21 protein-coding genes are annotated in these 22777 nt (G+C 65.5%); 7 read left to right on the top strand and 14 right to left on the bottom strand.

Features of this window, described 5'->3' with window-relative positions:
• The first annotated feature begins 12 nt into the window (after positions 1 to 12).
• Positions 13 to 2661, top strand: a complete 2649-nt coding sequence (locus tag F6X42_RS17875; RefSeq protein ID WP_187635491.1) for a heavy metal translocating P-type ATPase — start codon at positions 13 to 15, stop codon at positions 2659 to 2661.
• Between the two features lie 48 nt (positions 2662 to 2709).
• On the opposite strand, the gene F6X42_RS17870 is transcribed toward F6X42_RS17875, so the two are convergent.
• A complete protein-coding gene (locus tag F6X42_RS17870; protein ID WP_187635507.1) occupies positions 2710 to 3363 on the bottom strand; it encodes a glutathione S-transferase family protein in 654 nt (217 codons plus the stop codon).
• Positions 3364 to 3600: 237 nt separating this feature from the next.
• Between F6X42_RS17870 and F6X42_RS17865 the strand changes: the two genes are divergently transcribed.
• A complete protein-coding gene (locus tag F6X42_RS17865) occupies positions 3601 to 5052 on the top strand; it encodes a polyhydroxyalkanoate depolymerase (protein WP_187635490.1) in 1452 nt (483 codons plus the stop codon).
• 28 nt (positions 5053 to 5080) lie between these two features.
• Here F6X42_RS17865 and F6X42_RS17860 read toward each other — a convergent pair whose 3' ends face one another.
• The 5 genes from F6X42_RS17860 to F6X42_RS17840 form a co-directional block, all read right to left on the bottom strand.
• Complete coding sequence (locus F6X42_RS17860) at positions 5081 to 5503, bottom strand: cupin domain-containing protein (protein WP_187635489.1); 423 nt, start codon at positions 5501 to 5503, stop codon at positions 5081 to 5083.
• A 109-nt stretch (positions 5504 to 5612) separates the two neighbouring features.
• Positions 5613 to 6224, bottom strand: a complete 612-nt coding sequence (locus F6X42_RS17855; RefSeq protein ID WP_187635488.1) for a flavin reductase family protein — start codon at positions 6222 to 6224, stop codon at positions 5613 to 5615.
• A 153-nt stretch (positions 6225 to 6377) separates the two neighbouring features.
• Positions 6378 to 6692, bottom strand: coding sequence for a hypothetical protein (locus tag F6X42_RS17850; RefSeq protein ID WP_187635487.1), 315 nt, complete (start codon positions 6690 to 6692; stop codon positions 6378 to 6380).
• A 495-nt stretch (positions 6693 to 7187) separates the two neighbouring features.
• The gene (locus F6X42_RS17845; protein ID WP_162842048.1) at positions 7188 to 7346 is read right to left on the bottom strand and encodes a hypothetical protein; all 159 of its coding nucleotides are present in this window, start codon (positions 7344 to 7346) and stop codon (positions 7188 to 7190) included.
• Positions 7347 to 7506: 160 nt separating this feature from the next.
• Positions 7507 to 8850, bottom strand: a complete 1344-nt coding sequence (locus F6X42_RS17840; RefSeq protein ID WP_187635486.1) for a hypothetical protein — start codon at positions 8848 to 8850, stop codon at positions 7507 to 7509.
• A 410-nt stretch (positions 8851 to 9260) separates the two neighbouring features.
• Between F6X42_RS17840 and F6X42_RS17835 the strand changes: the two genes are divergently transcribed.
• Entirely contained in the window at positions 9261 to 10403 is a 1143-nt protein-coding gene (locus F6X42_RS17835) for an AGE family epimerase/isomerase (RefSeq protein ID WP_187635485.1), read from the top strand.
• Positions 10404 to 10693: 290 nt separating this feature from the next.
• Positions 10694 to 10897, top strand: a complete 204-nt coding sequence (locus F6X42_RS17830; protein ID WP_018424088.1) for a cold-shock protein — start codon at positions 10694 to 10696, stop codon at positions 10895 to 10897.
• Between the two features lie 132 nt (positions 10898 to 11029).
• On the opposite strand, the gene F6X42_RS17825 is transcribed toward F6X42_RS17830, so the two are convergent.
• A complete protein-coding gene (locus tag F6X42_RS17825) occupies positions 11030 to 12652 on the bottom strand; it encodes a methyl-accepting chemotaxis protein (RefSeq protein WP_187635484.1) in 1623 nt (540 codons plus the stop codon).
• A 283-nt stretch (positions 12653 to 12935) separates the two neighbouring features.
• Here F6X42_RS17825 and F6X42_RS17820 point away from each other — a divergent pair, with 283 nt between their 5' ends.
• Positions 12936 to 13370, top strand: coding sequence for a PaaI family thioesterase (locus F6X42_RS17820; RefSeq protein WP_187635483.1), 435 nt, complete (start codon positions 12936 to 12938; stop codon positions 13368 to 13370).
• Positions 13371 to 13426: 56 nt separating this feature from the next.
• Here F6X42_RS17820 and F6X42_RS17815 read toward each other — a convergent pair whose 3' ends face one another.
• The 6 genes from F6X42_RS17815 to F6X42_RS17790 form a co-directional block, all read right to left on the bottom strand.
• Entirely contained in the window at positions 13427 to 13894 is a 468-nt protein-coding gene (locus F6X42_RS17815; RefSeq protein WP_187635482.1) for a hypothetical protein, read from the bottom strand.
• 23 nt (positions 13895 to 13917) lie between these two features.
• Positions 13918 to 14718, bottom strand: coding sequence for a hypothetical protein (locus tag F6X42_RS17810; protein WP_246530120.1), 801 nt, complete (start codon positions 14716 to 14718; stop codon positions 13918 to 13920).
• A gap of 294 nt (positions 14719 to 15012) precedes the next feature.
• Complete coding sequence (locus F6X42_RS17805; protein WP_187635480.1) at positions 15013 to 15861, bottom strand: ureidoglycolate lyase; 849 nt, start codon at positions 15859 to 15861, stop codon at positions 15013 to 15015.
• A 52-nt stretch (positions 15862 to 15913) separates the two neighbouring features.
• Complete coding sequence (locus F6X42_RS17800; RefSeq protein ID WP_187635479.1) at positions 15914 to 16657, bottom strand: SDR family oxidoreductase; 744 nt, start codon at positions 16655 to 16657, stop codon at positions 15914 to 15916.
• A gap of 34 nt (positions 16658 to 16691) precedes the next feature.
• Entirely contained in the window at positions 16692 to 17522 is an 831-nt protein-coding gene (locus F6X42_RS17795) for an amidohydrolase family protein (RefSeq protein ID WP_187635478.1), read from the bottom strand.
• 6 nt (positions 17523 to 17528) lie between these two features.
• The gene (locus tag F6X42_RS17790) at positions 17529 to 18569 is read right to left on the bottom strand and encodes an aldo/keto reductase (protein ID WP_187635477.1); all 1041 of its coding nucleotides are present in this window, start codon (positions 18567 to 18569) and stop codon (positions 17529 to 17531) included.
• Between the two features lie 257 nt (positions 18570 to 18826).
• Between F6X42_RS17790 and F6X42_RS17785 the strand changes: the two genes are divergently transcribed.
• Positions 18827 to 19612, top strand: coding sequence for an IclR family transcriptional regulator (locus tag F6X42_RS17785; protein ID WP_187635476.1), 786 nt, complete (start codon positions 18827 to 18829; stop codon positions 19610 to 19612).
• 102 nt (positions 19613 to 19714) lie between these two features.
• Positions 19715 to 20260, top strand: a complete 546-nt coding sequence (locus F6X42_RS17780; protein WP_187635475.1) for a hypothetical protein — start codon at positions 19715 to 19717, stop codon at positions 20258 to 20260.
• A 42-nt stretch (positions 20261 to 20302) separates the two neighbouring features.
• Here the strand turns inward: F6X42_RS17780 and F6X42_RS17775 are convergent, their stop codons facing one another.
• A complete protein-coding gene (locus F6X42_RS17775; protein WP_187635474.1) occupies positions 20303 to 22738 on the bottom strand; it encodes a bifunctional acetate--CoA ligase family protein/GNAT family N-acetyltransferase in 2436 nt (811 codons plus the stop codon).
• Between the last annotated feature and the right edge of the window lie 39 nt (positions 22739 to 22777).

The raw sequence follows: 22777 nt of genomic DNA, 5'->3' as shown, positions 1-22777 counted from the left end.
GCCTCGCCTGCCATGACCGAACTTGCCAACCCGCAGCACCCCGCCGACGCTGCCGCCTCCTCTTCGCCCACGTGCGTCGTCGAACTCGAGATCGACGGGATGACTTGTGCATCGTGCGCGAGCCGCGTCGAAAAAGCGCTGACCAGGCTGCCGGGAGTGGCGCGCGCGTCAGTGAATCTCGCGACCGAACGCGCCCGCGTCGAAAGCGACGCGACGCTCGGGCCTCAGCAACTGGCCGATGCCGTGCGCAAGGCCGGATACGAAGCGACGCCGGTCGCGAACGCCGATATGGCCGCGCAAACCGCGACGCAAACCGTGACGCAAGCCGCGACACTCGCCGCCACGCCGCGAACCACTGAACTGGCGATCGGCGGCATGACCTGCGCCGCCTGCGCGTTGCGCGTCGAAAAAGCGCTCGCGAAGTTGCCTGGCGTCGCGCGCGCGTCGGTCAATCTGGCGACCGAAACCGCCACCGTTCATCCGCAAAGCACCGCATCCGCCGATGCCAGCGCGCTGATCGCCGCCGTCAGGAAAGCCGGCTACGAAGCGACGCTAAGCGCGCCGCCCGCTCCTGTCGCCCCTGCCGATGCGGCGGCAGCCACCGCCCCGACCGGCTACGTCGGCGGCATCCTCGACACGACGCACAGCCGCGCCGTCGACCGCAAGCAGACACAAACCCGCCGCGAGCTCGCGAGCGTCGTCGCGTCCGCGCTGCTGACGCTGCCGCTCGTCGCACCGATGTTCGGCGAATGGTTCGGCCTCCACGCGATGCTGCCGCCGTGGCCGCAGTTCGTACTCGCGTCGATCGTGCAGTTCGTGTTCGGCGCGCGCTTCTATCGCGCCGCCTGGCGCGCGGTGCGCGCTGGCGCGGGCAACATGGACCTGCTGGTCGCGCTCGGCACATCGGCGGCGTACGGCATTAGCGTCTACGAACTCGCGATGCATCCGGGCGATACGATGCATCTGTACTTCGAGGCATCGGCGGTCGTGATTACGCTGGTGCGCTTCGGCAAATGGCTCGAGGCGCGCGCGAAGCGCCAGACCACCGACGCGATCCGCGCGCTCAACGCGCTGCGCCCCGAGCGCGCGCGCATCCGCGACGGCGCCGGCGAACGCGAGGTGCCGCTCGCCCAAGTGCGGGTCGGCACCGTCGTGATCGTGCGGCCGGGCGAGCGCGTGCCGGTCGACGGCGCGGTGCTCGAAGGCCGCACGCATATCGACGAAGCGCTGATCACCGGCGAAAGCCTGCCGGTGCCGAAGCAGACCGGCGACGCCGTCACGGCCGGCTCGATCAACGGCGAAGGCGCGCTCGTCGTGACGACCACTGCGATCGGCGCGGAGACGACGCTCGCCCGCATCATCCGGCTCGTCGAAAGCGCGCAGGCCGAGAAGGCGCCGATCCAGCGGCTCGTCGACCGCGTCAGCGAAGTCTTCGTGCCGGCGATTCTCGCGCTCGCCGCAGTGACGCTGATCGGCTGGCTGCTTGCCGGCGCGAGCGGGGAAACCGCGATCCTGAACGCGGTCGCGGTGCTGGTGATCGCCTGCCCGTGCGCGCTCGGACTCGCGACGCCGGCCGCGATCATGGCCGGCACCGGCGTCGCCGCGCGCCACGGCGTGCTGATCAAGGACGCGCAAGCGCTGGAGATCGCGCATCGCGTGTCGATCGTCGCGTTCGACAAGACCGGCACGCTGACACTCGGCCAGCCATCCGTAACGGCGTTCGAGCCGGTCGGCGGCGTGAGCCGCGACGAAGCGCTCGCGCTCGCCGCGGCGGTGCAGCGGCATAGCGATCATCCGCTGGCGCGGGCGGTGGTGCGCGCATACGAAGCTCAACTCGGGCAAACGGCCGGCGCGGACAGTGGCGGGCTCAGCGCCAGCGCCGCTCGCGCTGTCGCCGGCCGGGGCGTCGAAGCCGACGTCGACGGCCGCACGCTCGCGCTCGGCAGCACGCGCTGGCTGCGCGAGCTCGACATCGCGCTGCCGACCGCGCTCACCGACCGCGCGCAGGAACTCGAAACGGCCGGCAACACGGTGTCGTGGCTGATGACGCGCGCGCCTCACGCCCCCGAAGCGCTCGCGCTGATCGCGTTCGGCGACACGGTGAAGCCGAGCGCGCGCGCGGCCGTCGCGCGGCTCGCGCAGATGGGCATCCGCAGCGTGCTCGTCACCGGCGACAACCGCGGCAGTGCGGCGAGCGTCGCGCGAGCGCTCGGCATCGATGAATTCCACGCCGAGGTGCTGCCCGACGACAAGGCCCGCGTAATCCGCGACCTGAAGATGCGCCACGCCGGCATCGTCGCGATGGCGGGCGACGGCATCAACGACGCGCCCGCGCTCGCCGCCGCCGACATCGGCATCGCGATGGCGAGCGGCACCGACGTCGCCATGCACGCCGCCGGCATCACGCTGATGCGCGGCGACCCGGCGCTCGTCGCCGACGCGATCGACATCTCGCGCAGAACCTGGCGCAAGATCCAGCAGAACCTGTTCTGGGCATTCGTGTACAACCTGATCGGCATTCCGCTGGCCGCGTTCGGCTTGCTGAATCCGATGCTCGCGGGCGCGGCGATGGCGTTTTCCAGCGTCAGCGTCGTCACGAATGCGCTGCTGCTGCGGACATGGCGAAACGCGCGCCGCCGAACCGTCGATCAGGTGCGCTGAGCAACGCAAGAAGACCCTTCCTGTTGCGCCCGCTTTCAGCCGCCGCGCTCAGAACTCGACGTCGAGTTCGTCGATCTCCTCCACCTCCTGACGCGCGAGCGCTATCCACTCACGCATCTCGGGCAGCGCCATGATCCGCTCCCCGTATTCGGCGATATGCGGATCGAGTTGCACGTCATAGGTCACGAAACGCGTGACCACCGGCGCGTACATCGCGTCCGCCGCGGTACGCTCGCCGAACAGGAACGGGCCGCCGTACTCCTTCAGGCATTCGCGCCAGATCGTCACGATTCGCTCGATATCGGATTGCGCGCGCGCCCAGACCTTGAAGCCCGGGAAGTGCGCCTTCAGATTCATCGGCAATGCCGAGCGCAACGACGCAAACCCCGAATGCATCTCGCCGCAGATCGAGCGGCAATGCGCACGAGCGCGGACCTCCTGCGGCAACAGCGCCGCTTTCGGCTTCACTTCGTTCAGATATTCGGCGATCGCCAGCGTGTCCCAGACCTTGACGTCGTCGTGCGCGAGGCACGGCACGAGAATCGACGGCGATAGCAGCAGCAGTTCGGCGCGCGTCGCGGGATCGTCGACCGGTACCACGATCTCTTCGAACGGCAAACCGCTGAATTTCGTCAGCAGCCAGCCGCGCAGCGACCACGACGAATAATTCCTGCTGCTGATGGTGAGCGTGGTATTCGCCATACGTGTGTCCTCCTGATCGGGCATCGCGCCGCGCCTGGCCGGTCCATGCACGCCGCCGTGCGTCAGGGCACCAAAGCGCGGCAAGGCCGGCCCGTTTCGCTTACCCATGCAAGGGATATGCCGATGCCCGCGCATATGCTGCGAATGCAGTCACACGCGAAGCAACGCGCGCAAGGGCCTGGCGCATCACTTGCTTTTATTCGGGTTCCTTTCTTTCCGGTGCATTCGTGTGAAGTTATGAATCTGTTCGCCTATTCCGGCTATCAGGCCTGTGCCGACATGCTGCTGCCGATGCGGCATGGCGCGTCGCTGGCGAACCGTTCGCTCGATACGTGGTCCGCATTCGCGGATACGCCGCACGGACGCTCGCTGCGCGCGGCCTGCGAACTGCTTATGCTCGGCGCACTCACGCCGAAGCGGCCGCCGTTCGGCATCGACAGCATCGTCACGGAAGGCGAGCCGGTCGCGGTGGTCGAGGAAGTCGTCGCGCGCACGCCGTTCTGCTCGCTGCTGCATTTTCGCAAGGACACCGTGCTTTCGACGCCGCAGCCGCGCGTGCTGATGATCGCGCCGATGTCGGGCCACTTCGCGACGCTGCTGCGCGCGACCGTGCGCACGATGCTGGCCGAGCACGACGTCTACATCACCGACTGGCACAATCCGCGCGACGTACCGCTCGGCGAAGGCCGCTTCGGCTTCGACGAATTCGTGCGCCACGTGATCGACTTCACCGCGCGGATCGGGTCCGGCACGCATCTGCTGGCGGTTTGCCAGCCGACCGTCGCGGCGCTCGCCGCCGTCGCGCTGATGGCCGCCGACGATCATCCGGCGCAGCCGGCCAGCATGACGCTGATGGCCGGCCCGATCGACACGCGGATCAATCCGACGCGCGTCAACGAACTGGCCAAGAGCCGGCCGATCGAGTGGTTCGAGCGCAACCTGATCAGCGCGGTGCCGTTCGGCTTCGCCGGTGCGCAGCGTCGCGTCTATCCGGGCTTCGTGCAACTGGCCGCGTTCATGTCGATGAATCCGGGACGCCACGCCGATTCGTTCGAAACGATGTACTACGAGCGCGGCAAGGGCGATCCGCAGAAAGCCGATACGATTCGTACCTTCTACGAAGAATACTTCGCGACGATGGATCTGACGGCCGACTTCTATCTGGAAACCGTCGCCACGGTGTTCCAGCAGCATGCGCTGCCGTCGCGCACGCTCGAAGTGGAGGGGCATCTGGTGGATCCCTCGAACATACGTCGCACCGCTCTGCTGACCGTTGAGGGTGAAAGGGACGATATCTGCGCGGTCGGTCAGACGCTCGCCGCGCAGGACATGTGCGAGCGCCTGCGGCCGTATCTGAAGACGCATCATGTGCAAACGGGCGTCGGTCACTACGGCGTGTTCAGCGGACGTCGCTGGGAGCAGCACATTTATCCGCGCGTGCGGGCCGTGATTTACGACAACGAACCGCGCGCGGTGATCGTCAGTTCGCGCGCGCGTCCGATCCAGCCGGTGCCAGCGGCGACCGCGGCGGAAGTCACGCCGGCCGCGCCAGTTGCGGCCTCCGTTGTCGAGGTGGAAGTGGAAACTCGCGCAAGCGGGAGCGGGGGCGGAAGCGGCACCGGCAACAGGGGCGCCGCGGCAAAACCGCCCGCGCGGTCCTCGCGCAGACGGCCGCCCACGACGCGCTGAGCGCCCGCCGTCCCATCAAATCGTCGCGTCACGCCCAGGGCGCCGGAGCTGGCACCGCGCACGGCGGGTCGGCGTCGATCGATCTGAAATCGGCCGGCGACACGATCTCCAGGTACTCCATGTCTTCCGAATAGTCGAACAGATAATGGACGATGCCCGGCGCCTGATGCACGCAATCGCCGGCCGCGACGAGCGTCTCCTTGTGGCCGTACATGAAACGAGCCCAGCCCTTCAGCATGATCACAATGTGGAAATCGGCCTCATGACGGTGCCAGCCGGTGCCTTGCTCTGGTGCCTGATTCGCCTTGACGAGTTGCGCGAGCACCTTGCCGCCAGTCGCCTCGGCTATCCCCAGATCACGGTAAAGGAAAAAATCGCGCAGACCGTGACCCACGTACGACGTGTCGTGCGGACGGATATGGCTGAACTGCGTGGCGAATGGCGTGGACATGATCGCGCTCCAGGAAGGTGAGCCGGCATCGCAACCGGCGCGGTGGAGCGCCGGTTGCAAGCATCAAGCAGGCCAGTGGAGCGAATCAGCGAAGCTATTGAGGGCGAGTTCAGGCAGTCGGCCGGATCATTTGGAACATCTCGCCGATCTGCGCATAGTCGGCGCGATAACCCGCGCGCATGATCGGCTGCGCGGCGTGCGTGTCGAACAGGCCGTCCTTCAGATAGGCGTCGTCGATATGCACGCCGACCACCTGACCGAGCGAAAGGTAGTTGTCCATCGGCTTGCCGTCGACGTCATGCAGACGCACGATCTGCAGCAGCTTGCATTCGAGCGCGGCCGGCGATTCGGCGACGTGCGGCACCGCGACGTTGCGGCCCGGCGCGGGCGTGAGCCCGGCCAGTGCGAACTCGTCGACGTGCGGCGCGACCGGCGCCGACGAGCGGTTCATCTGCTCGGCGAGCGGCCGGGTGGCGAGATTCCACACGAATTCGCCGGTCGCCTCGATGTTGGCGAGGCTGTCCTTGCGGCCCTCGCTGCAAAAACCGATGATCGGCGGAAAAGTCGCGAACGCGCCGAAAAAGCTGTAGGGCGCCAGATTGAGCGTGCCTTCGGCACTGCGCGACGAAATCCAGCCGATCAGCCGTGGCGCGACGATCGCCTTGAAAGGATCATGCGGCAGGCCGTGACCGGCGGCGGGGTCGTAGAAGTAGTGAGACATGACGTGGCTTGGGGTTCGGTTGGGTTTCGCTTGCGACTCGTGTGTCAATTAGCGCGAAAAGCGGCGGAGAAGCAGGCACTGTACCCAATGCGACGAAGCCGGCCTTCCCGTGAGGGCAGACCGGCTTCGTGGACTCACGCCGTCAGGCGCGCATTAGTAGCGCTGCGGCGGCGGCCGGTGATCGTCGCGATCGTCGCCGCGGTGGTGCGGATCGTAGTCGCGCGGATGATGGCGCATCCACTCGTCGTGCGCCCAGTAGCGGTGGCCGTCCCAGTAACGATCGCCGTGCCAGCCGGTGTTGATCGACACGCCCGCCGGCATCATGCGCGGTTGACCGTGTACGACCGGAGCCGGGCCGTTTTCGATGATCACGCGCTCTTGCGCGAATGCGCTACCGGCCGCGACGAGTGCGCCGCCCGCGAGCAGCGTTGCAATAAGCGAGCGCGATGCGTTGCCAAAAGTTTTCATGATGACCTCCCGTCAAAGTTTTATTCCAGGCCGGCGTCCGGGTTTTGCTGGGGTCACGCGATTTGCTTCGTTCGCTTCGCTTGTGAGCCGAACCAGACGCCGCACGCTTGAGACCAACCTTAGTGGCCGGAGTCGCCTGAAGACGTGAGCACTTGTAAGCGAGTATTTCATACATCGGGACGGATGATGGAGGCCCGGATTCGTTTTCGAGCCTCATTCAACAAGGCTTACGGGGCGACGCCTTCATTTGCTTCGCTGAATCAACGTGAACGCTGGTTACATTCATTTCTGGCCCGAAATATTTCGCAAGGAATCGGACGGACCAGGAGTGCCGAGCGCTGACATGTCCCCCTGATTGCGAAATGGTGCATCGCGATAACGGCGTCCAAAAAAACAAAGCCACGATTCGTATTTCACGAATAGTGGCTCGGTGGAAAGCGCACCCGAGGTGCGCGCCCGGCGCGTTGTCTCGCGCTCGGGACGGTGCTGCTGGTCTTAATCCGTCAGCTTGATGCCGAACAGCGTGGCCTGCGCGCGGCGCACCCGCTCCGCTTCACGCGCACGCGCTGCGTACGAATAGTCCGAATCCAGCGGCAGATGGGGCGACGCAAAGAGGTCGCTGACCTTTTGGAACAGTGCAAAGATGTAGCTCATGGCGACTCCCGGTTAGTGACTGCATTGCTAGGTTTTCCCTTAGTTGCGATTATACGGGTTTCCCCTAGGCAAAAGCTAGTGCAATGCAGCAAATTTTCGTGCGACGGGCCGTCGCCATCTCGTTGAGCACGGATTTGTTGCATTGCAACAACGCCCCGATTCAGCGATTGGACGGACGGCCGTGCGGAGCGCGGGCGTGTCTCGCGTGCGTCGGCATCGCGCCGGGCTGTCGGGACGCGGTGGGAGTCGTCGCGGCGGGCGTCGAGGCGGCATTCGCTGTCGCCGTCGCAACCATCGCCGTGTGCGCGTCGAGCAGACTCACCATCGCCGCCTGCTGGTTCTGCATCATCTGTTCGATGCGGTGTTGCTGAGCCGTCGTCTCGCGAGTGAGGCGCATCAGCAGCAGCGTCTGCGCAATGCCGATCGCCACTGTTGCCAGCAGCGCACCGACCACGATCGACAGCATCCATTTCATGCGTCGCGAATGATCGGTCGCGGCACGGCGTTGATCGGCGATCACGCCGTAGAGCGCATCGACGGTATCGGCGAACGCGGTGGCACGCGCAAGGTCGAGTTCCGGCTCCGAGCGAAGCACGGTGTCGGCCGCATCGATGCGGCCCGCGTCACGCCACGAAGCGGCGAAGCCGGCGTGGTTGTCTGCGGACGCGGACCAGGATGTCGTCAACGGCGCGGCCGTCGAGGGCTTGCCGTCCTGTTTCGCGGTTATAGGCTCTGTCGCGGCCGACAGGGTACGCGTCGCGGGCTCGTCGGTGGACTGGCTCCCGCCACTGCCGTCGGTTGCAGCGGACGTTGCAACCGGAGCCGCGGCCGCGTCGCGCGATGCCGTCGCCGCTTTCGCGAAGGTCGCGGCGAAACGCTGCTGCGGCTTGCCTGCGCCCGCCGTCGCTGCCGACTCCGCTTCAGCCGCCTGGCGCAGCGCGGTCACGCTGCGCGCGACGGTCGCGGCGGCCATCGCCGAACTGAGCGGCGCGGATGGCTCACGCGGCGTCGCCGTGGGTTTGGCGTCGGCGTTAGCCTCCGCGTTCGGCGCGGCAGCGTCGGGGGTGCTGTTCACGCCTTCGTTTGCGCGCGCGCCAGCCGCCATCACCGGCTCCACACCAAAGCCGCTCAACTGCTCGTTCACTGGCACCGGCGCATCCAGCTTGGCCGCACGCGGTGCGCGGCGCGCCGCCTTGTCGAGCGACGCGTGTTGTTCCAATGCGCCGACCGCCTGTAGCACCACGTCCGGTAATTCGAAGCCGTGCAGTGTGCCTTGGCGGACGTCGATGTTCATCGCCTCGAGCGTCGCGCGGGTCGGATCGTCAGGAAACAGGTCGAGCGTGCTGTGGTCGCGCGCGACGCTGCTCAGTTGCGCAAGGCGTTGCGCCGAGCGCGCGGCGCGCGCCAGCTTGTTTTCGGTTTCGGTGGAAACGGCACCCTCGCGCTGCTTCTTCGAAGCGACGCGCCGGGGTCTGTACTGCGGGGATGCTACGGAATCTGCCATAGAGAAATGAGCGGTCGTCGCCGGGAACCGGGCGCCGGATGCCGCTCGTCATTGCCATTGGGATATTTGGAGCCAGCATTGTCGCATGGCGCTTCGCCCGCGCCGAAGCCATTCCCCGACGATTTGCGCCCTTTCGAGCCTTTCCCGCGCACTCGCGCTTTTCACGACCTTGCGTCGTCGTCCCGGAACTTCGGCATGCGCGCAGATCGCTCAAGCACCTATCGCGTGATGCGACTGTCGGCCCTCATGGCGTCGACCATTTCGGATGCTTGGCCCAAGGTGCCAGCGCGAGGCGTTTGCTTTATGCTAGGCCGCACACCGTAGCGGCCTCGGCGAGCGGAATCCCGACCCGCAGCCCCTGAACCCTGCCTCGATACATTGCGCACGTTGCGCGCCCGAACCACCCGACCATGCCAAGTACGACCCCTCCCCCTGCTTCGACAACCACCGCCGCGACCGCGCTGCGCGAGCACTTCGCGAACGTGGTGCTGCCGATGTGGCGCGGGCCCGGTTTCAACCCAGCGTTGCAACTGCCCTACGAAGCGCTCGACGCCACAGGAGAACAGCCGCTGCCCGCGCAGCGCTATCGGGCGATGGCTTGCGCGCGACAGTTGTTCACGTATGCGCAAGCGGGCGACATGGAACACGCGCGCGCGCTGTTCGATTCGCTGACGCGTACCTTTCGGGACGCCGACCACGGCGGCTGGTTCTACAGCGTCGACGCGCTCGGCGTGCCGCTCGACACGACCAAGGACCTCTACACGCACGCGTTCATCGTGTTCGCGTGCGCGGAATACGCACGGCGCTTCGACAACCCCGACGCGTTGAAGCTCGTGCACAGCACGACCGCGCTGATCCAGTCGAACTTCGCGGCCGACGGCGATCTGTTCAACGCGGCGCTCAACGTCGATTTTTCGAAGGTCACCGGCACGCCGCTGCAGAATCCGCTGATGCACCTGACCGAAGCGTGGCTCGCCGCCAGCGAAGCGACGCGCGACAACCTATTCGGTGCCGCGTTGCGGCGGCTCGCTGGCGCGGTCGCGCGACATTTCGTGCATGCGCCGAGCGGCTGCATCGCCGAATTGCCGATCGGCGCGAGCGGCAATCGTCTGGAGCCGGGACATCAGTTCGAGTGGTATTGGCTGGTCAGGCAGGCGGGCGCGCTGTTCGACGGTACCGGGCTCACCGAAGCGCTGGCGCGCGCCTTCAACTTCGCGCGGCAGCATGGCGTGGACCCGGACAGCGGCGGCGTGTGCGCATCGCTCGACGAAGCTGGCCAGGTCAGCGACGCGACCCAGCGGATCTGGGCGCAGACGGAATACCTGCGCGCGCTCGCGTGTCACGACGATCCGGCGGTGCGTGCGGCGCTGCCGCAACAGATCGCGCGTTTTCAGCAATGCTTTTTGCATGAACACGGCTGGTTCGAATGCAAGACGTCGAGCGGCCACGTCGCGCGCGCCGATATGCCGTCAACCACGCCGTACCACCTGGTCTCCGCCTATGCGGCGCTGCCTTGGCCGCCGAATCGCGCGCAGGAACTTAGCGAAATTTGAGCCAGCGATAGTTGAAGTTGAGCGCTCGATCGTCTCAATAAGAAGCGATACGCATGACGCATCATCGCTGCGCGGTCGCGAGTAAAATCTACATCGCTGGTAAACCCTGCCGCAAAAAAGTTCTCGTCAGACGTTCTTAAAGCGCGAAAAAACATCAAAACCGGGGAATACCCGGATGCAGGTTGATTGGCGTCCGTCATAAAGACGTGATACAACTCTTCCCTCGCGCTCGCTCTTGCACTGAGCAAGTGCGGTCGCGATGCAATACACAACATTTATTTGGATTAAAAATGGCAACAGGTACTGTTAAGTGGTTTAACGATGCAAAGGGCTTTGGCTTCATCACCCCGGACGACGGCGGCGAAGACCTGTTTGCACACTTCTCGGAAATCCAGTCTTCGGGCTTCAAGTCCTTGCAGGAAAACCAGAAAGTGTCGTTCGAAGTCAAGCAAGGCCCGAAGGGCAAGCAGGCCGCAAACATCCAGCCGGTCTAAGTTCCTTCGGGTACTTTGAGACAGACTTGGACGTTACGATAGGCGCCTCTACAGACCCTTGCGTCTAATGCAAAATGGCTCGCTTTACGCGGGCCATTTTCTATTTCTGCGCCGTTTTCAAGCATCGCCGCTTTAGAGCGCGGGCATTCCACTGAATGCGAATTCAGCATGTGCAGGCGACACTACACCGCGCTGTTGCGTGCGCAACACACTTTCAGAAATTTCGAACACGGAAACCGCCTGTTTCAATTGCTCGGTTTGCTGATGCAGCGAAGCCGCCGCAGCAGCAGCCTGCTCGACGAGCGCCGCGTTCTGCTGCGTCATCTCGTCCATCTGCACGACCGCCTGGTTCACCTGCTCGATGCCGGTGCTCTGTTCGAGCGACGACGCGCTGATTTCGGCCATCATCTGCGTGACGCGCGAGATCGACGCCGACACGTGGCTCATCGCTTCGCCAGCACGCTCGACGAGCGTTGAACCGCCTTGAATCTCCGCGACGGATTCGCTAATCAGCGTCTTGATTTCCTTCGCCGACTGCGCGCTGCGTTGCGCAAGGCCGCGCACTTCGCCGGCCACGACCGCGAAGCCTCGGCCCTGCTCGCCCGCGCGCGCGGCCTCGACGGCAGCATTCAGCGCAAGGATGTTGGTCTGGAACGCGATGCCGTCGATCACCGAGATGATCTCGGCGATCTTGTCCGAACTCTGCGCGATGCCGCGCATCTTGTCGACCACCTGGCTGACGACTTCGCTGCCGCGTGACGTCGCGTCGAGCGCGGTCTCGGCGAGCGCATTGGCTTCGCGCGCGTGATCGGCGTTCTGGCGCACGGTCGCCGTGAGTTCTTCCATGCTCGATGCGGTTTGTTCTAGCGATGCCGCCTGGTTTTCGGTGCGCGCCGACAGATCGGCGTTGCCGATCGCGATTTCGTTGGCGCCAAGATGGATCGAGTCGGCCGATTCGCGCACGCTGTTGACGGTGCGAGCGACGCTCGCCTGCATCGCGGCAAGGCCCGAGAACAGGCGGCCGATTTCGTTACTGCCGCGCGCGACGACCGGCTGGTCGAGACGACCTTGCGCGATACGCTCGAAGTGACGGCCCGCCTCCTCGAGCGGCGCCACGACACCACGGCGCAGCGCCGTGTAAACGGCGAGCATGCCGACGACGAGCACGAGCAGAATCGCCGCACTGACGATGCGAAACGCCGCCACGCGCGCATCGATCGAATCGATCGACGCGCGGCTCGCGGCGTCGCCGAATTGCACGAAGGTGCGCACTTCCGCCAGATAGGCGTCCTGAAACGACTGCGTCGGCTGATCGAGGAAAGCCTGGATGTTGTTCGAGTCGAGGTATTGCACGAGCTCGGCGAGCGCGCCGTGCAGCGCCTTGTAGCGTTCGGCGAGCGCGGTGGCGAGCGCGCTGTTTTCGTCGCTGGTCTTTTGCGCGCTGATGAAGGCCGCGAACGACTGATCGGCAGCGATGAGCTGTTCGCGAGCGTGCTGCACGATGTCCGTGGGCTCGGTGCCGCCGCGCACCATCCGCGTGCCGGCGCGCGACAGGTTGATGCGCGCGTCCATCAGGCGCTGCGTCGTTTGGTTGACCGCGTCGACCTGCTTCAGCGCGATGTTTGATAGATCGCCGACGTCGTCATGCGTGCGCGTCAGCGACCAGAAACCCAGCCCTACGGTGACGAGCTGGAAGCCGCAGAACGCGGCCAGAACACATAGCAGGCCGGATGCGACCTTGATCTTGCTGAACATCGGGGACACCTTGGAACAAAGAATGACGGGGGCTATATCAGGGTTAACGGCAGGCCGATTAACCGCTTGAGGTCAATTCCCGCAAAAAGCGGTCTACGTGCAGGTTTCATCGGCGATCGTCGCGATTTCGGTTGGTTTGCGCAATAATGCGCCGCTCATCGCGAGGAATCACCTTGCGCAGCGCAGCGGCACTTCCTAGAGTGGGTAGGGACCGCATGGCACGCGCCGCGCGGATGCTTAGTTGCACCGATGCACTACACAGACCCTGCACGAAGGAACCACGATGACCGACCTACTCGACCGGGCGCGCGGCGCACTGCACGCCCAGCCGTTCAGCATGCTGCTAGGCGCGGAGTTGATGCACGCCGGCAGCGACGAGCTCACCCTCAGTCTGCCGATTCGCGATGAACTGCGGCAGCAGCATGGCTTCGTGCATGGCGGGGTCATCAGCTACCTCGCCGACAATGCGTTGACGTTCGCGGGCGCGCTGTCGCTTGGTCCGAGAGTCGTGACCAGTGAGTACAAGATCAACTATCTGCGCCCGGCGATGAAGGGCACGCTGATCGCGCGCGCGAGCGTCGTCTATGCGGGCAGGCATCAGGCGACGTGCCAGTGCAGCGTGTTCGTGATGGACGGGAACCGCGAGAAACTGGTGGCGGTTGCGCAGGGGACCGTGAGTCGGATTGGGGAGAATGGGGAGCAGGAGGCGGGGATGTAGGGTGCCGGTAGCGGTGTAGTTTTGATCGTCGTCGCAGTCGCACGCTTTTGCTTCGCTTACGTAACATCGCGCACGTAGGGGTGCATATCGGTGACTACCGCCTCCTTGCAGGTCAGTTGAACATCAAGACCCACGTTCGGCATGAGATCCAGCTTTAACAGGCCGTCAGGCAACTCCGACAACGTCATTTCCATAATCGTCGCCTCTTCGAGCATGGCATTAACGTCAATCTCCGATGTTCGAACGTCCCGAAACTCGAGTACGACTACATAATCCGATCGCCCCGCTGCGGAAGCTGGTCCATAACGGTTGTGAAGCACTTCGAGCTGCACGTCCACGAGTTCGCGGGTGCGCTCGTCCGGCAGGAGATGAGCGTCGACACTTTCGCGGGTTTGCCGCCCTCTGCGCATGGAAAAAGTACTGACGGCCGAATCGTGAAAAGATGGATATCCGCCCAAAACGATCGCCATCGATTCACCGTTTGTTGCCAGGTCCCATCCCCAAGTTTCCTCGGATTTCTGCATCGCTTCCTCGAAATTTTCAGGTGTTATCGACAGTCGATGCGCGACATCGGGAGATGAGCGTTATCTCTCTTTCCGTCGACAAAATTGTGTCCGTGGGGCTCACCGTGACTTCCATGGTATTGAGCGCAAAGATCACCGTCCGCATCAAAATAATCCACATCAAGCCCGTTAGGATTAGTGCGGAATCCTCCAGGCTCATTGCTCGTCATGCGGACACCGCGTGCTGTCAATTCCATCACGTCACCGTCCGCCGGGTCTGGCGCATACACGAACGGCTGGGCGTCACCAAGCGGCATTGCCGATGTTTCGCGCTCGAAATACATGTCCGCACCGCCCTGAGCCGCAATGACAGGCTCCATCTCAGCATCCACCGCCGAAGAGACCTGGACAGACTGAGCGCCGTTTGCAACGTCCGCCAGTTCGTCTCGCTGCGCCGGCCGATTCGTCGCCGCCCCCCTCCGCTGTTTCCGCGCCTCCTCGATATACCTCTGAACCTCTTCCCGCGGCGGCAGGAACAACAGTTTGCCCCGCGCGACCTCCTGATAGACGGCCCTTTTGACCTGCTGGTCGTTCATCTTGTGGACAACGTAGGAACCGCGATGGAGCCACGACAGCATACGTCTCAGGTCGTGCATATCCGGGTTCGAAGCGGCCCACGACTCCGGCTCCGCCCAGCGGAGGAAGTCATCGCGGGCGGCATTGAGAGCGTGCTGCACCTCATCGCTTTCGCCGCTCGTCAATTGCGCGCCCACCCCACGCCACCAGAAAGCCAGACGGAACGCCCACGCATCTTTTAGCGATCTGAAATCCCGACTGAACAGCATCAATACCCCGCCGCTATCACCGCATGCGAGCTGTCGACGTGGACACGCGCAGGGTGACGATCCGCGCGGCTGGATACCGCGAGTTGAGTAACTGGCCAATCAATCGGCCAGATCGATGCAAGGCGCGACCCGATTTGAAAACACGCTCACTGCCTGCCCCACCAAACTACCAAGGAGCGACGGTCGGCAATATGGGCGATGGATGAATCTGATGGCTCAAAATAAAAAAGCCGTTCCCGCATAAAACGGGAACGGCTTCTCAAACCGCGGCTTAACTCGCGAACCGCCCGCGCGTCACTCCGCCGCGTACGTCGTCTGCGTCTGCTCGCCCAGCCCTTCGATACCAAGGCGCACCGTCTGCCCCGGTTTCAGAAACACCGGGTTCGGCTTCACGCCCATGCCCACGCCCGGCGGCGTGCCCGTCGAGATTACGTCGCCCGGCTGCAGGCTCATGCACTGCGACACATACGACACCAGCTTCGCGACACTGAAGATCATCGTCTTCGTGCTGCCGTTCTGGTAGCGATGGCCGTCCACTTCGAGCCACAGGCTCAGGTTCTGCGGATCGGCGACTTCATCGCGCGTGACGACCCACGGGCCGATCGGCCCGAACGTGTCGAAGCCCTTGCCCTTGTCCCACGTGCCGCCGCGCTCGACCTGCCATTCGCGCTCCGACACGTCGTTGATGACGCAGTAGCCGGCCACGTGCTCGAGCGCGTTCGCTTCGTCGACATACTTCGCCGCCTTGCCGATCACGACGCCGAGTTCCACTTCCCAATCGGTCTTCTTCGAACCGCGCGGGATTTCGATGTCGTCGTTCGGGCCGCTGATCGCGCTCGTCCACTTGTTGAAGATGACCGGTTCGGCTGGCACCGGCAGATTCGATTCCGCCGCGTGATCCGCGTAGTTCAGGCCGATGCAGATGAATTTGCCGATCTTGCCGACGCACGGTCCCACGCGTGGATTGCCTTCGACGATCGGCAGCGTTGCCGGATCGAGCGCGCGCAGTTTCGCGAGGCTTTCATCGCTGAGCGCAGCGCCGTCGATATCGCCCACCACCTTCGACAGATCGCGAATCTTGCCTTGCGCGTCGACCAGGCCCGGCTTTTCCTGGCCTTTCGGCCCATAACGAAGCAGTTTCATCGTTGCACTTCCCTTTTCTTTCAGTAGAGTTCGGTTCGTCAATCAATCAGAATCAGTTCGACCAGCCGCCGTCGATCACATGGAGTTGGCCCGTCGTGAACGACGACTCGTCGGACGCGAGATACAGCGCGAGCGCGGCGATCTCCTCCGGCTTGCCGATGCGGCCCATCGGCTGACGCGCGACGAATGCGGCCTGCACCGCATCGAGCGCCGCGCCCTGCTCCTGAGCCTGCACGGCGATTCGCTGTTCGAGCGACGGCGAAGACACCGTGCCCGGGCAAATCGCGTTACAGCGTACACCGCGCGTGACGAAGTCCGCGGCGACGGCCTTGGTGAGCCCGACCACCGCGGCCTTCGACGCGCCATACGCGAAGCGGTTGGGCACGCCCTTCACGCTCGACGCCGCCGACGACATGTTGATGATCGAGCCGCCGCCCTTCTCCAGCATGGCCGGCAAAAACGCGCGAATCATACGGTACATCGCCTTCGCGTTGAGGTCGAACGCGAAGTCCCAGTCCTCCTCGCTGCATTCGAGGATATTGCCCGCGTGCACGAAGCCCGCGCAGTTGAACAGCACGTCGATCGTGCCGACTTCGGCGGCGAGCGCCTTGATCGCCGCGCCGTCGAGCACGTCGAGCTTGCGCGCCTCGACCGGCTTGCCGGCGAGTCCGTCGATGCGGATATCGGTGGCGATCACGCGCGCGCCTTCGCGCGCGAACAGCTCGGCGGTCGCGAGACCGATACCTTGTCCCGCCGCGGTGATCAGGGCCGTTTTGCCGGCCAGTCTTTGTGTCATCTACGACTCCAGTTGAATGGGCTGCTAACGAAATTCAAAGCCGGTAAAACGCGGCGGCGTTGTCGCCGAACACCGCGTCGCGCTCGGCGTCGCTCAACGACGCGACGAGCGTGGTCGCCACCGAATGCCACAGCAGATAGTCGCCGTTCAGTTCGAGCACGGGCCAATCGCTACCCCACATCAGCCGCGCGGGGCCGAACGAGGTCAGTAGATGCTCGATGTAGGGCCGCAGCGTGTCCTCGGTCCAGCCGGGCGACGCCTCGGTCGCGAGACCCGACAGCTTGCAGTGCACCTGCGGGAATTCGGCGAGCCGCGTGATCGCCTCGCGCCACACCTGAAAGCCCGCGTGACCGTAGCGGATCGGCGGCTTCGCGCCGTGATCGACCACGATGCGCAGCGCCGGAAAACGCTGCGCGAAGATCTCGACGTATTGCACGTGGCGCGCGTAGATCAGCGCATCGAACGCGAGATCGTGCGCGATCAGCGCGTCGATTGCCGGCGCAAGGTCGGGGTTCGCGATCCAGCCGTCGTCGGGCAGGTCCTGCAGCATCGGCCGCACGCCCTTGAACTTCGGCTCGCGCGCGAGCGCCTCGATCATCTCGGGCGCGTTCGGTAGCAGCAGCGGCACCCAGCCGATCACGCCCGCGATCGACGGCTCGTGCCGCGCGATGTCGAGCAGGTAGCGGGTTTCGTCGAGCGTCGGCGCGGCCTGCACGACCACGGTCCGCTCGATGCCGGCCTGTTCGCGCAACGGCTTCAGATCGTCGGGGCCGAACGGCCGGTAGAGGATTTTCAGCTCCGGCGTCAGCCACTCATAGTCACCCCGCGCGGGGTCCCAGTAGTGCTGGTGAGCGTCGATCGGCATGGTCGGTCAGTCCTCGGGCGCGGGCGCGCGGGGGTCGAGCAGGCCCGCGTCGCGCAATGCGGACCACAGGGCCGCGGGGATCGGCCGCTCGAACGACGCGACGTTCTCGCGCAATTCGTCGACACTGCGCGCGCCGGTCAGCACGGTGGCCACCGCCGGATGAGCATACGGAAACTGCAACGCGGCGGCGGCGAGCGGCACGTTATGCGCGCGGCACACTGCCTCCAGACGCGCGACGCGCTCGATCACCTCGGGCGGCGCAGCGCCGTAATTGAACTTCAGATCGCCTTCGACGCCGCGCGCCAGAATGCCCGAATTGAACGCGCCGCCGAGCAGGATGCTGACGCCGCGGGCTTCGCAGGCGGGCAGCAAGTCGTCGAGGGTGGTCTGCTCGAGCAGCGTATAACGGCCCGCGAGCAACGCGCAATCGATATCGAACTCGGCCATCGCGTCGAGGATCACCCCGCCTTCGTTGACGCCGAGACCGACCGCCTTGATCGCGCCGGTCGAGCGCAGGCGCTCCAACGCGCGGAAGCCGCCACCTTCGGTCAGTTGCCGCCAGTAGTGCGGATGCTGGTCGCCGTGCGTGACGCGGCCGATGTCGTGCACGAGAAGAATGTCGATGTCGATGATGCCGAGGCGCTGCTGGCTGTCCTCGAACGAACGCAGAATGCCATCGTGCGTGTAGTCGTAGATCGCTTCGAACGGCAGCGGATTCTGCCAGCCTTCGCGGTCGTCGAGCGGCGACGTGCGCGGCACGAAGCGGCGGCCGACCTTGGTCGACAGCACGTACTCGCCGCGCGGGTAGTGGCGCAGCGCGGTGCCGAGCCGATGCTCGGCCTTCGTGTGGCCGTAATGTGGCGCGGTGTCGAAGTAGCGCACGCCCGCGTCCCAGGCGGCGGCGACGGTCGCGTGGGCATCCTCGTCGGACAGGTCGCGGTACAGGCCGCCGAGTGGCGCCGTGCCGAGCCCCAATCCGCCCACCTGCAACGAGCCGCGGCCGATACGGCGCCGCTGCCCGATCTTCGATTCGATCGATGCCGACATGAGCGTGTCTCCAGATGTGTGGTCTTTTTACCATGCGGCGGCAAGATGCGGCGGATACACTCGCGCACCGCTCAAGCGTGCATTCATTCACTAATGAACGTATTATTCATATTCGAATTTTCCCAAGTCAAGAAGACTACGCGTCGCGGATGCCCGGATTTTCCCTGGACCTGTGGCATCCAGTTCGCGAAATGTCACGCACTCGCCCGCGCGCACCAGATAATGGGAACCCCAAACGGAATTCCCCGACCCCGACGATGGAAGCCGAAGACAAAGACGACGACCGCTACCGCGCCCCCGCTCTGGACAAGGGCCTCGACATTCTCGAGCTGCTGTCCGAGCAGAAGGAGGGCCTGACGCGCGCCGAAATCACGCGACAGCTGGGCCGCAACGCGAGCGAGATGTATCGGATGCTCGAACGTCTGGTCGCGCGGCAATACGTGGTGCGCTCGGCGGCCGGCGACCGGTACTCGCTGGGTCTGAAGCTGTTCGCGCTCGCGCATCGTCATCCGCCGATGAACCGGCTGATCGCCGAAGCGCTGCCGCTGATGCAGCGCTTCGCCGACGCGGCCGAGCAGTCGTGCCACCTCGCCGTCTACGACCGCGGCAACCTGCTGGTGATCGCGCAGGTCGACGGGCCGGGCACGTGGGGCATGTCGGTGCGGCTCGGCTCGCGGGTCGGCCTGATCGACACCGGCTCGGGACGCGTGATGCTCGCGTTCCAGAGCGTCGAGCAGCGTCAGCAGATGCTAGCCGAGCACACGAAGGTGAAGGGCGAAGTGACGCTCGATCGCGACGCGCTGGAGGAGGCCTGCGAGCGCATTCGCGCGGCGGGCTTCTGGCAGAAGGACAGCCAGCAGACGTTCGGCGTCACCGACGTGACGTTCCCGATACTCGCGCCGTCAGGACAGGCGATCGCGGTGCTGACCTGCCCGTATCTGCGGCGGATCGACGAATACGTCGCGCCGACGCTCGAAGCGGCCACCACGCTGCTGCGCGACACGGTGCAGGCGCTGTCGATGTTCCACGAGCAGGCCGCATGATCGGCAAGCTACCCAGCGGCGCGCTCGCGCACATGGTTTAGAATGGCGGCCCTTCCAAAACTACGCCGCATGACGGGCTCATGCGCGCGCATCGATTGAGCAATGGCCAAACTTCTGACCGATTCCGAATTCCAGCGTTTTTCCGAACTCCAGCAGAAGCAGTCGAGCTTCACGATCACGGCGGAAGAAGCCGACGAACTACGCGACATCGTCGCTCACGCGCAGAAGCGCCGCGACGACCGCGCCGCCGCGATGCAAAGCATCGAGACGTTCATCCGGCAATTCGACATCACGCCCGACGAGCTGTTTTCGGCCGAGCAGATCGGCGAAGCGGCGCGTACCTATGGCCTGATTCCGGCCGCGCGCAAGGAACGCGTGCTGCCGCCGTCGCTGACGTTCAACGGCAAGCCGTATCAATGGACCACACGTCCGCTGCCCGACGAAATCCGGGTACCGCTGTACGACGCGTTCAAGGGCGGGGAGTCGGTGAAATCGTTCATTTCGACGCTGAAGGACGCGAACCGCTGCGCGGCCACGATCGCGCGGCTCGAGCGCGAAACCGGCGCCACGTATGCGCAGGCATGGCTCGATGAGCTGTCTGTCACGCGCGCGCAGGTGGATGAGGCGGCGCTGAAGTTGGCAGCTTGAGAGGGTGATGCCGTGCGTTGAACGGGCTGCGATGTCAGCCGCTCAACGCGGCGGCCGGTTCTGCGCGGAGGACTTCGGGTCCGCCCCCGCCGTTTCGTCGAGCGCCATCCGGAAACCGACCACACCGGGGTCATCGGTCCGCGTGATCGTGAAACCGCTGGCCCTCGCGAGCGCGATCATCGCGGTGTTCTCGCGCAACGCTTCACCGACCAGCCAGTGCGTGTCGCGCGCCCGCGCGTACGCGATGATCCGCTGCATCAGCAACTGGCCGAGGCGCCGCCCCTTCTGGTCCGAGCGCACGGTCACCGCGAATTCGGCCGTCTCGTTGTCGGGATCGGCCACCGCGCGCACCACGCCGAGCGTCTGCGCGACGCCGTCTTCGTTGTCGACTGTTGCGATCAGCGCCATTTCCCGGTCGTAGTCGATCTGCGTCATGCGCGCGAGTTGCGAGTGGTCGAACGCGCCGACCGCGCCGAAAAAGCGCAGGCGCAAATCTTCCGGCGTCATCGCCTGCGCGAAATCGCGATGCGCGTTTTCGTCTTCCGGGCGAATCGGTCGCACCGTCACGCGCATGCCCTGCCAGTCGATCGTTTCCTCGAAGCGCCGCGGATACGGCATGATCGCCAGACGACTGCGCTGCGCGCCGACACGCAACAGCGGATCGACCACCGTCACGCGATCCCGGTAGACCCTGAGCTTCAACGACAGGCCGACGACCTCGCGCACGTCGCAAACCGCTTGCGACACCGCCGTCAATGCCGCGAGCGTCGGCTCCGGCGCGACCAGCCTCGCATAGTGCGAACGCGTGACGATGTCGCGCGCGAGCATCGGATTGAGCGGCGGCAGGCCATAGACGCGCAACCCGTTGGAAACGCCGTCGACCGGCGGCGCGGTGAAACGGAACACGGGGCCGAAGTTATCGTCATCGTGCAGTTCGATGGCGACGTCGACGATGGCTTTTGCCGCGCCGTCCGCATCGGCTCGCTGTGCGTCGGCGCCCACCCCTTCGGCACCCTCCACCCGCAGCCCGAAGCGCGCCAGAAACCGCGCCGCCGCGTCCCCGACAAGCTCACTTTCGCCCGCCGCCAACGCTTCGCGAGCCTGCGCCTGGGCGGCATCGATCGCCTCGGGAATCTGCGCGGGCAGGCCCTCTGGCGTTTGCATCAGCAACTCGCGTCCCAGCCGGTAATCGACCAGACGCGCGAACGCGCGCGCGAGCCGCTGCGGCGTCGTGTGCACCGGGATGCCCTGCGCGTGCAGCGCGTCGCGCCTCGCCGCATCGACGCCGCCGAAGAAGCATGCGAGGAGCCCGCGATACGCAAAGCGCTGATGCTCGATCAGTGTCTGCGCGACGTCATCGACCGGCGCGCCATGCGTCGATGCGTGCACCACGAACGCGGTGCCGGTCTCGTGATACTCGCCGAGCAGCTTCAGCGCGGCGCCGAAGTGCTCAGGACGCGCGCCGTCGCCGAGCAGCAGCGGATTGCCGCCGACCGCCTGCGGCAGCGCCTCGCGCAGCGCGTCCGACGCCGCGGCCGGCCACGGCGCGAGCGGGCCGCCGGCGGCGGCGAACGCGTCGCGCGCGAGCGTCGCAAGACCGCTGTCGCTGGTGATCAGCGTCGCGGTGGCGCCCGCCGCCACCCGGCCGACGCCGAGGGTTTCGATTTCGTCGAGCAGATCGTCGAGTGCGTCGACGCGCACGAGGCCCGCGCGCCGGAACGCCGCTGTATAGAGACCGTCGGCGGGGTCGTCGCGCCCGGAGCGCAGCGCGAGCACCGGCTTGTTGCGCGCCGCCGCGCGCGCGGCCGACATGAACTTGCGCGCCGCCCGCACACTGTCGAGTTCCAGCAGGATCGCGCGGGTGCCGGCGTCGCTCGCGAGGTAATCGAGTACGTCGCCGGCATCGACGTCGGCCTCCGCGCCGAGAGCCACCGCGTGCGAAAAACCGAGCCCGCGCGCCCGCGCCCAGCCGAGCACCGCGTTGGTCAGCGCATTCGACTGCGACACCCAGGCGACGCCACCCGCCTTGACCGTGCACGACGGCGCGCCCAGATGCGCGCCGAATGCCGGCGACACCACGCCGAGACTGCCCGGTCCGACGATGCGTAGCAGATGCGGTCGCGCCGCCGACAGCGCGTGCCGCAGCTCGAGCCGGTCTTCATCGCTGCGCACCTCGCCGACGATGATCACGGCGCGCGTGCCCATGCCACCGAGCTTATGGATCAACGAGGGCCACGTCGCGGGCGGCGTGCAGATCACCGCGACGTTAGGCGGCTGCGGCAGATCGCCGACGTCGGAAATCACCGGGTGGACGCCGAGCGTCGCGTGCTTCGGATTGACCGGCCACAGCGGGCCGTCGAAGCCGCCTTCCAGCACACGCGCCCAGACCATCGCGCCGGTGCTGCCCGGCCGCTCGGACGCGCCGATCACGGCGACGGATTTCGGGCGAAACAAGGCGTCGAGGTTGCGAACGGTCACGGGCGCTCCATGCGGTTGGACAGGAATCGGAGCCGGCTT

Origin of the sequence: Paraburkholderia podalyriae (assembly GCF_014397785.1) — a bacterium.
GTDB classification, from domain to species: Bacteria; Pseudomonadota; Gammaproteobacteria; order Burkholderiales; family Burkholderiaceae; genus Paraburkholderia; species Paraburkholderia podalyriae.
This window is presented reverse-complemented; position numbering and strand designations above follow the sequence as displayed.

What these genes read in the sequence shown, in the direction of transcription:
- F6X42_RS17875 (WP_187635491.1), top strand. Translation starts at nt 13, where the DNA reads ATGACCGAACTTGCCAACCCGCAGCACCCCGCCGACGCTGCCGCCTCC.
- F6X42_RS17870 (WP_187635507.1), bottom strand. Translation starts at nt 3,363, where the DNA reads ATGGCGAATACCACGCTCACCATCAGCAGCAGGAATTATTCGTCGTGG.
- F6X42_RS17865 (WP_187635490.1), top strand. Translation starts at nt 3,601, where the DNA reads ATGAATCTGTTCGCCTATTCCGGCTATCAGGCCTGTGCCGACATGCTG.
- F6X42_RS17860 (WP_187635489.1), bottom strand. Translation starts at nt 5,503, where the DNA reads ATGTCCACGCCATTCGCCACGCAGTTCAGCCATATCCGTCCGCACGAC.
- F6X42_RS17855 (WP_187635488.1), bottom strand. Translation starts at nt 6,224, where the DNA reads ATGTCTCACTACTTCTACGACCCCGCCGCCGGTCACGGCCTGCCGCAT.
- F6X42_RS17850 (WP_187635487.1), bottom strand. Translation starts at nt 6,692, where the DNA reads ATGAAAACTTTTGGCAACGCATCGCGCTCGCTTATTGCAACGCTGCTC.
- F6X42_RS17845 (WP_162842048.1), bottom strand. Translation starts at nt 7,346, where the DNA reads ATGAGCTACATCTTTGCACTGTTCCAAAAGGTCAGCGACCTCTTTGCG.
- F6X42_RS17840 (WP_187635486.1), bottom strand. Translation starts at nt 8,850, where the DNA reads ATGGCAGATTCCGTAGCATCCCCGCAGTACAGACCCCGGCGCGTCGCT.
- F6X42_RS17835 (WP_187635485.1), top strand. Translation starts at nt 9,261, where the DNA reads ATGCCAAGTACGACCCCTCCCCCTGCTTCGACAACCACCGCCGCGACC.
- F6X42_RS17830 (WP_018424088.1), top strand. Translation starts at nt 10,694, where the DNA reads ATGGCAACAGGTACTGTTAAGTGGTTTAACGATGCAAAGGGCTTTGGC.
- F6X42_RS17825 (WP_187635484.1), bottom strand. Translation starts at nt 12,652, where the DNA reads ATGTTCAGCAAGATCAAGGTCGCATCCGGCCTGCTATGTGTTCTGGCC.
- F6X42_RS17820 (WP_187635483.1), top strand. Translation starts at nt 12,936, where the DNA reads ATGACCGACCTACTCGACCGGGCGCGCGGCGCACTGCACGCCCAGCCG.
- F6X42_RS17815 (WP_187635482.1), bottom strand. Translation starts at nt 13,894, where the DNA reads ATGCAGAAATCCGAGGAAACTTGGGGATGGGACCTGGCAACAAACGGT.
- F6X42_RS17810 (WP_246530120.1), bottom strand. Translation starts at nt 14,718, where the DNA reads ATGCTGTTCAGTCGGGATTTCAGATCGCTAAAAGATGCGTGGGCGTTC.
- F6X42_RS17805 (WP_187635480.1), bottom strand. Translation starts at nt 15,861, where the DNA reads ATGAAACTGCTTCGTTATGGGCCGAAAGGCCAGGAAAAGCCGGGCCTG.
- F6X42_RS17800 (WP_187635479.1), bottom strand. Translation starts at nt 16,657, where the DNA reads ATGACACAAAGACTGGCCGGCAAAACGGCCCTGATCACCGCGGCGGGA.
- F6X42_RS17795 (WP_187635478.1), bottom strand. Translation starts at nt 17,522, where the DNA reads ATGCCGATCGACGCTCACCAGCACTACTGGGACCCCGCGCGGGGTGAC.
- F6X42_RS17790 (WP_187635477.1), bottom strand. Translation starts at nt 18,569, where the DNA reads ATGTCGGCATCGATCGAATCGAAGATCGGGCAGCGGCGCCGTATCGGC.
- F6X42_RS17785 (WP_187635476.1), top strand. Translation starts at nt 18,827, where the DNA reads ATGGAAGCCGAAGACAAAGACGACGACCGCTACCGCGCCCCCGCTCTG.
- F6X42_RS17780 (WP_187635475.1), top strand. Translation starts at nt 19,715, where the DNA reads ATGGCCAAACTTCTGACCGATTCCGAATTCCAGCGTTTTTCCGAACTC.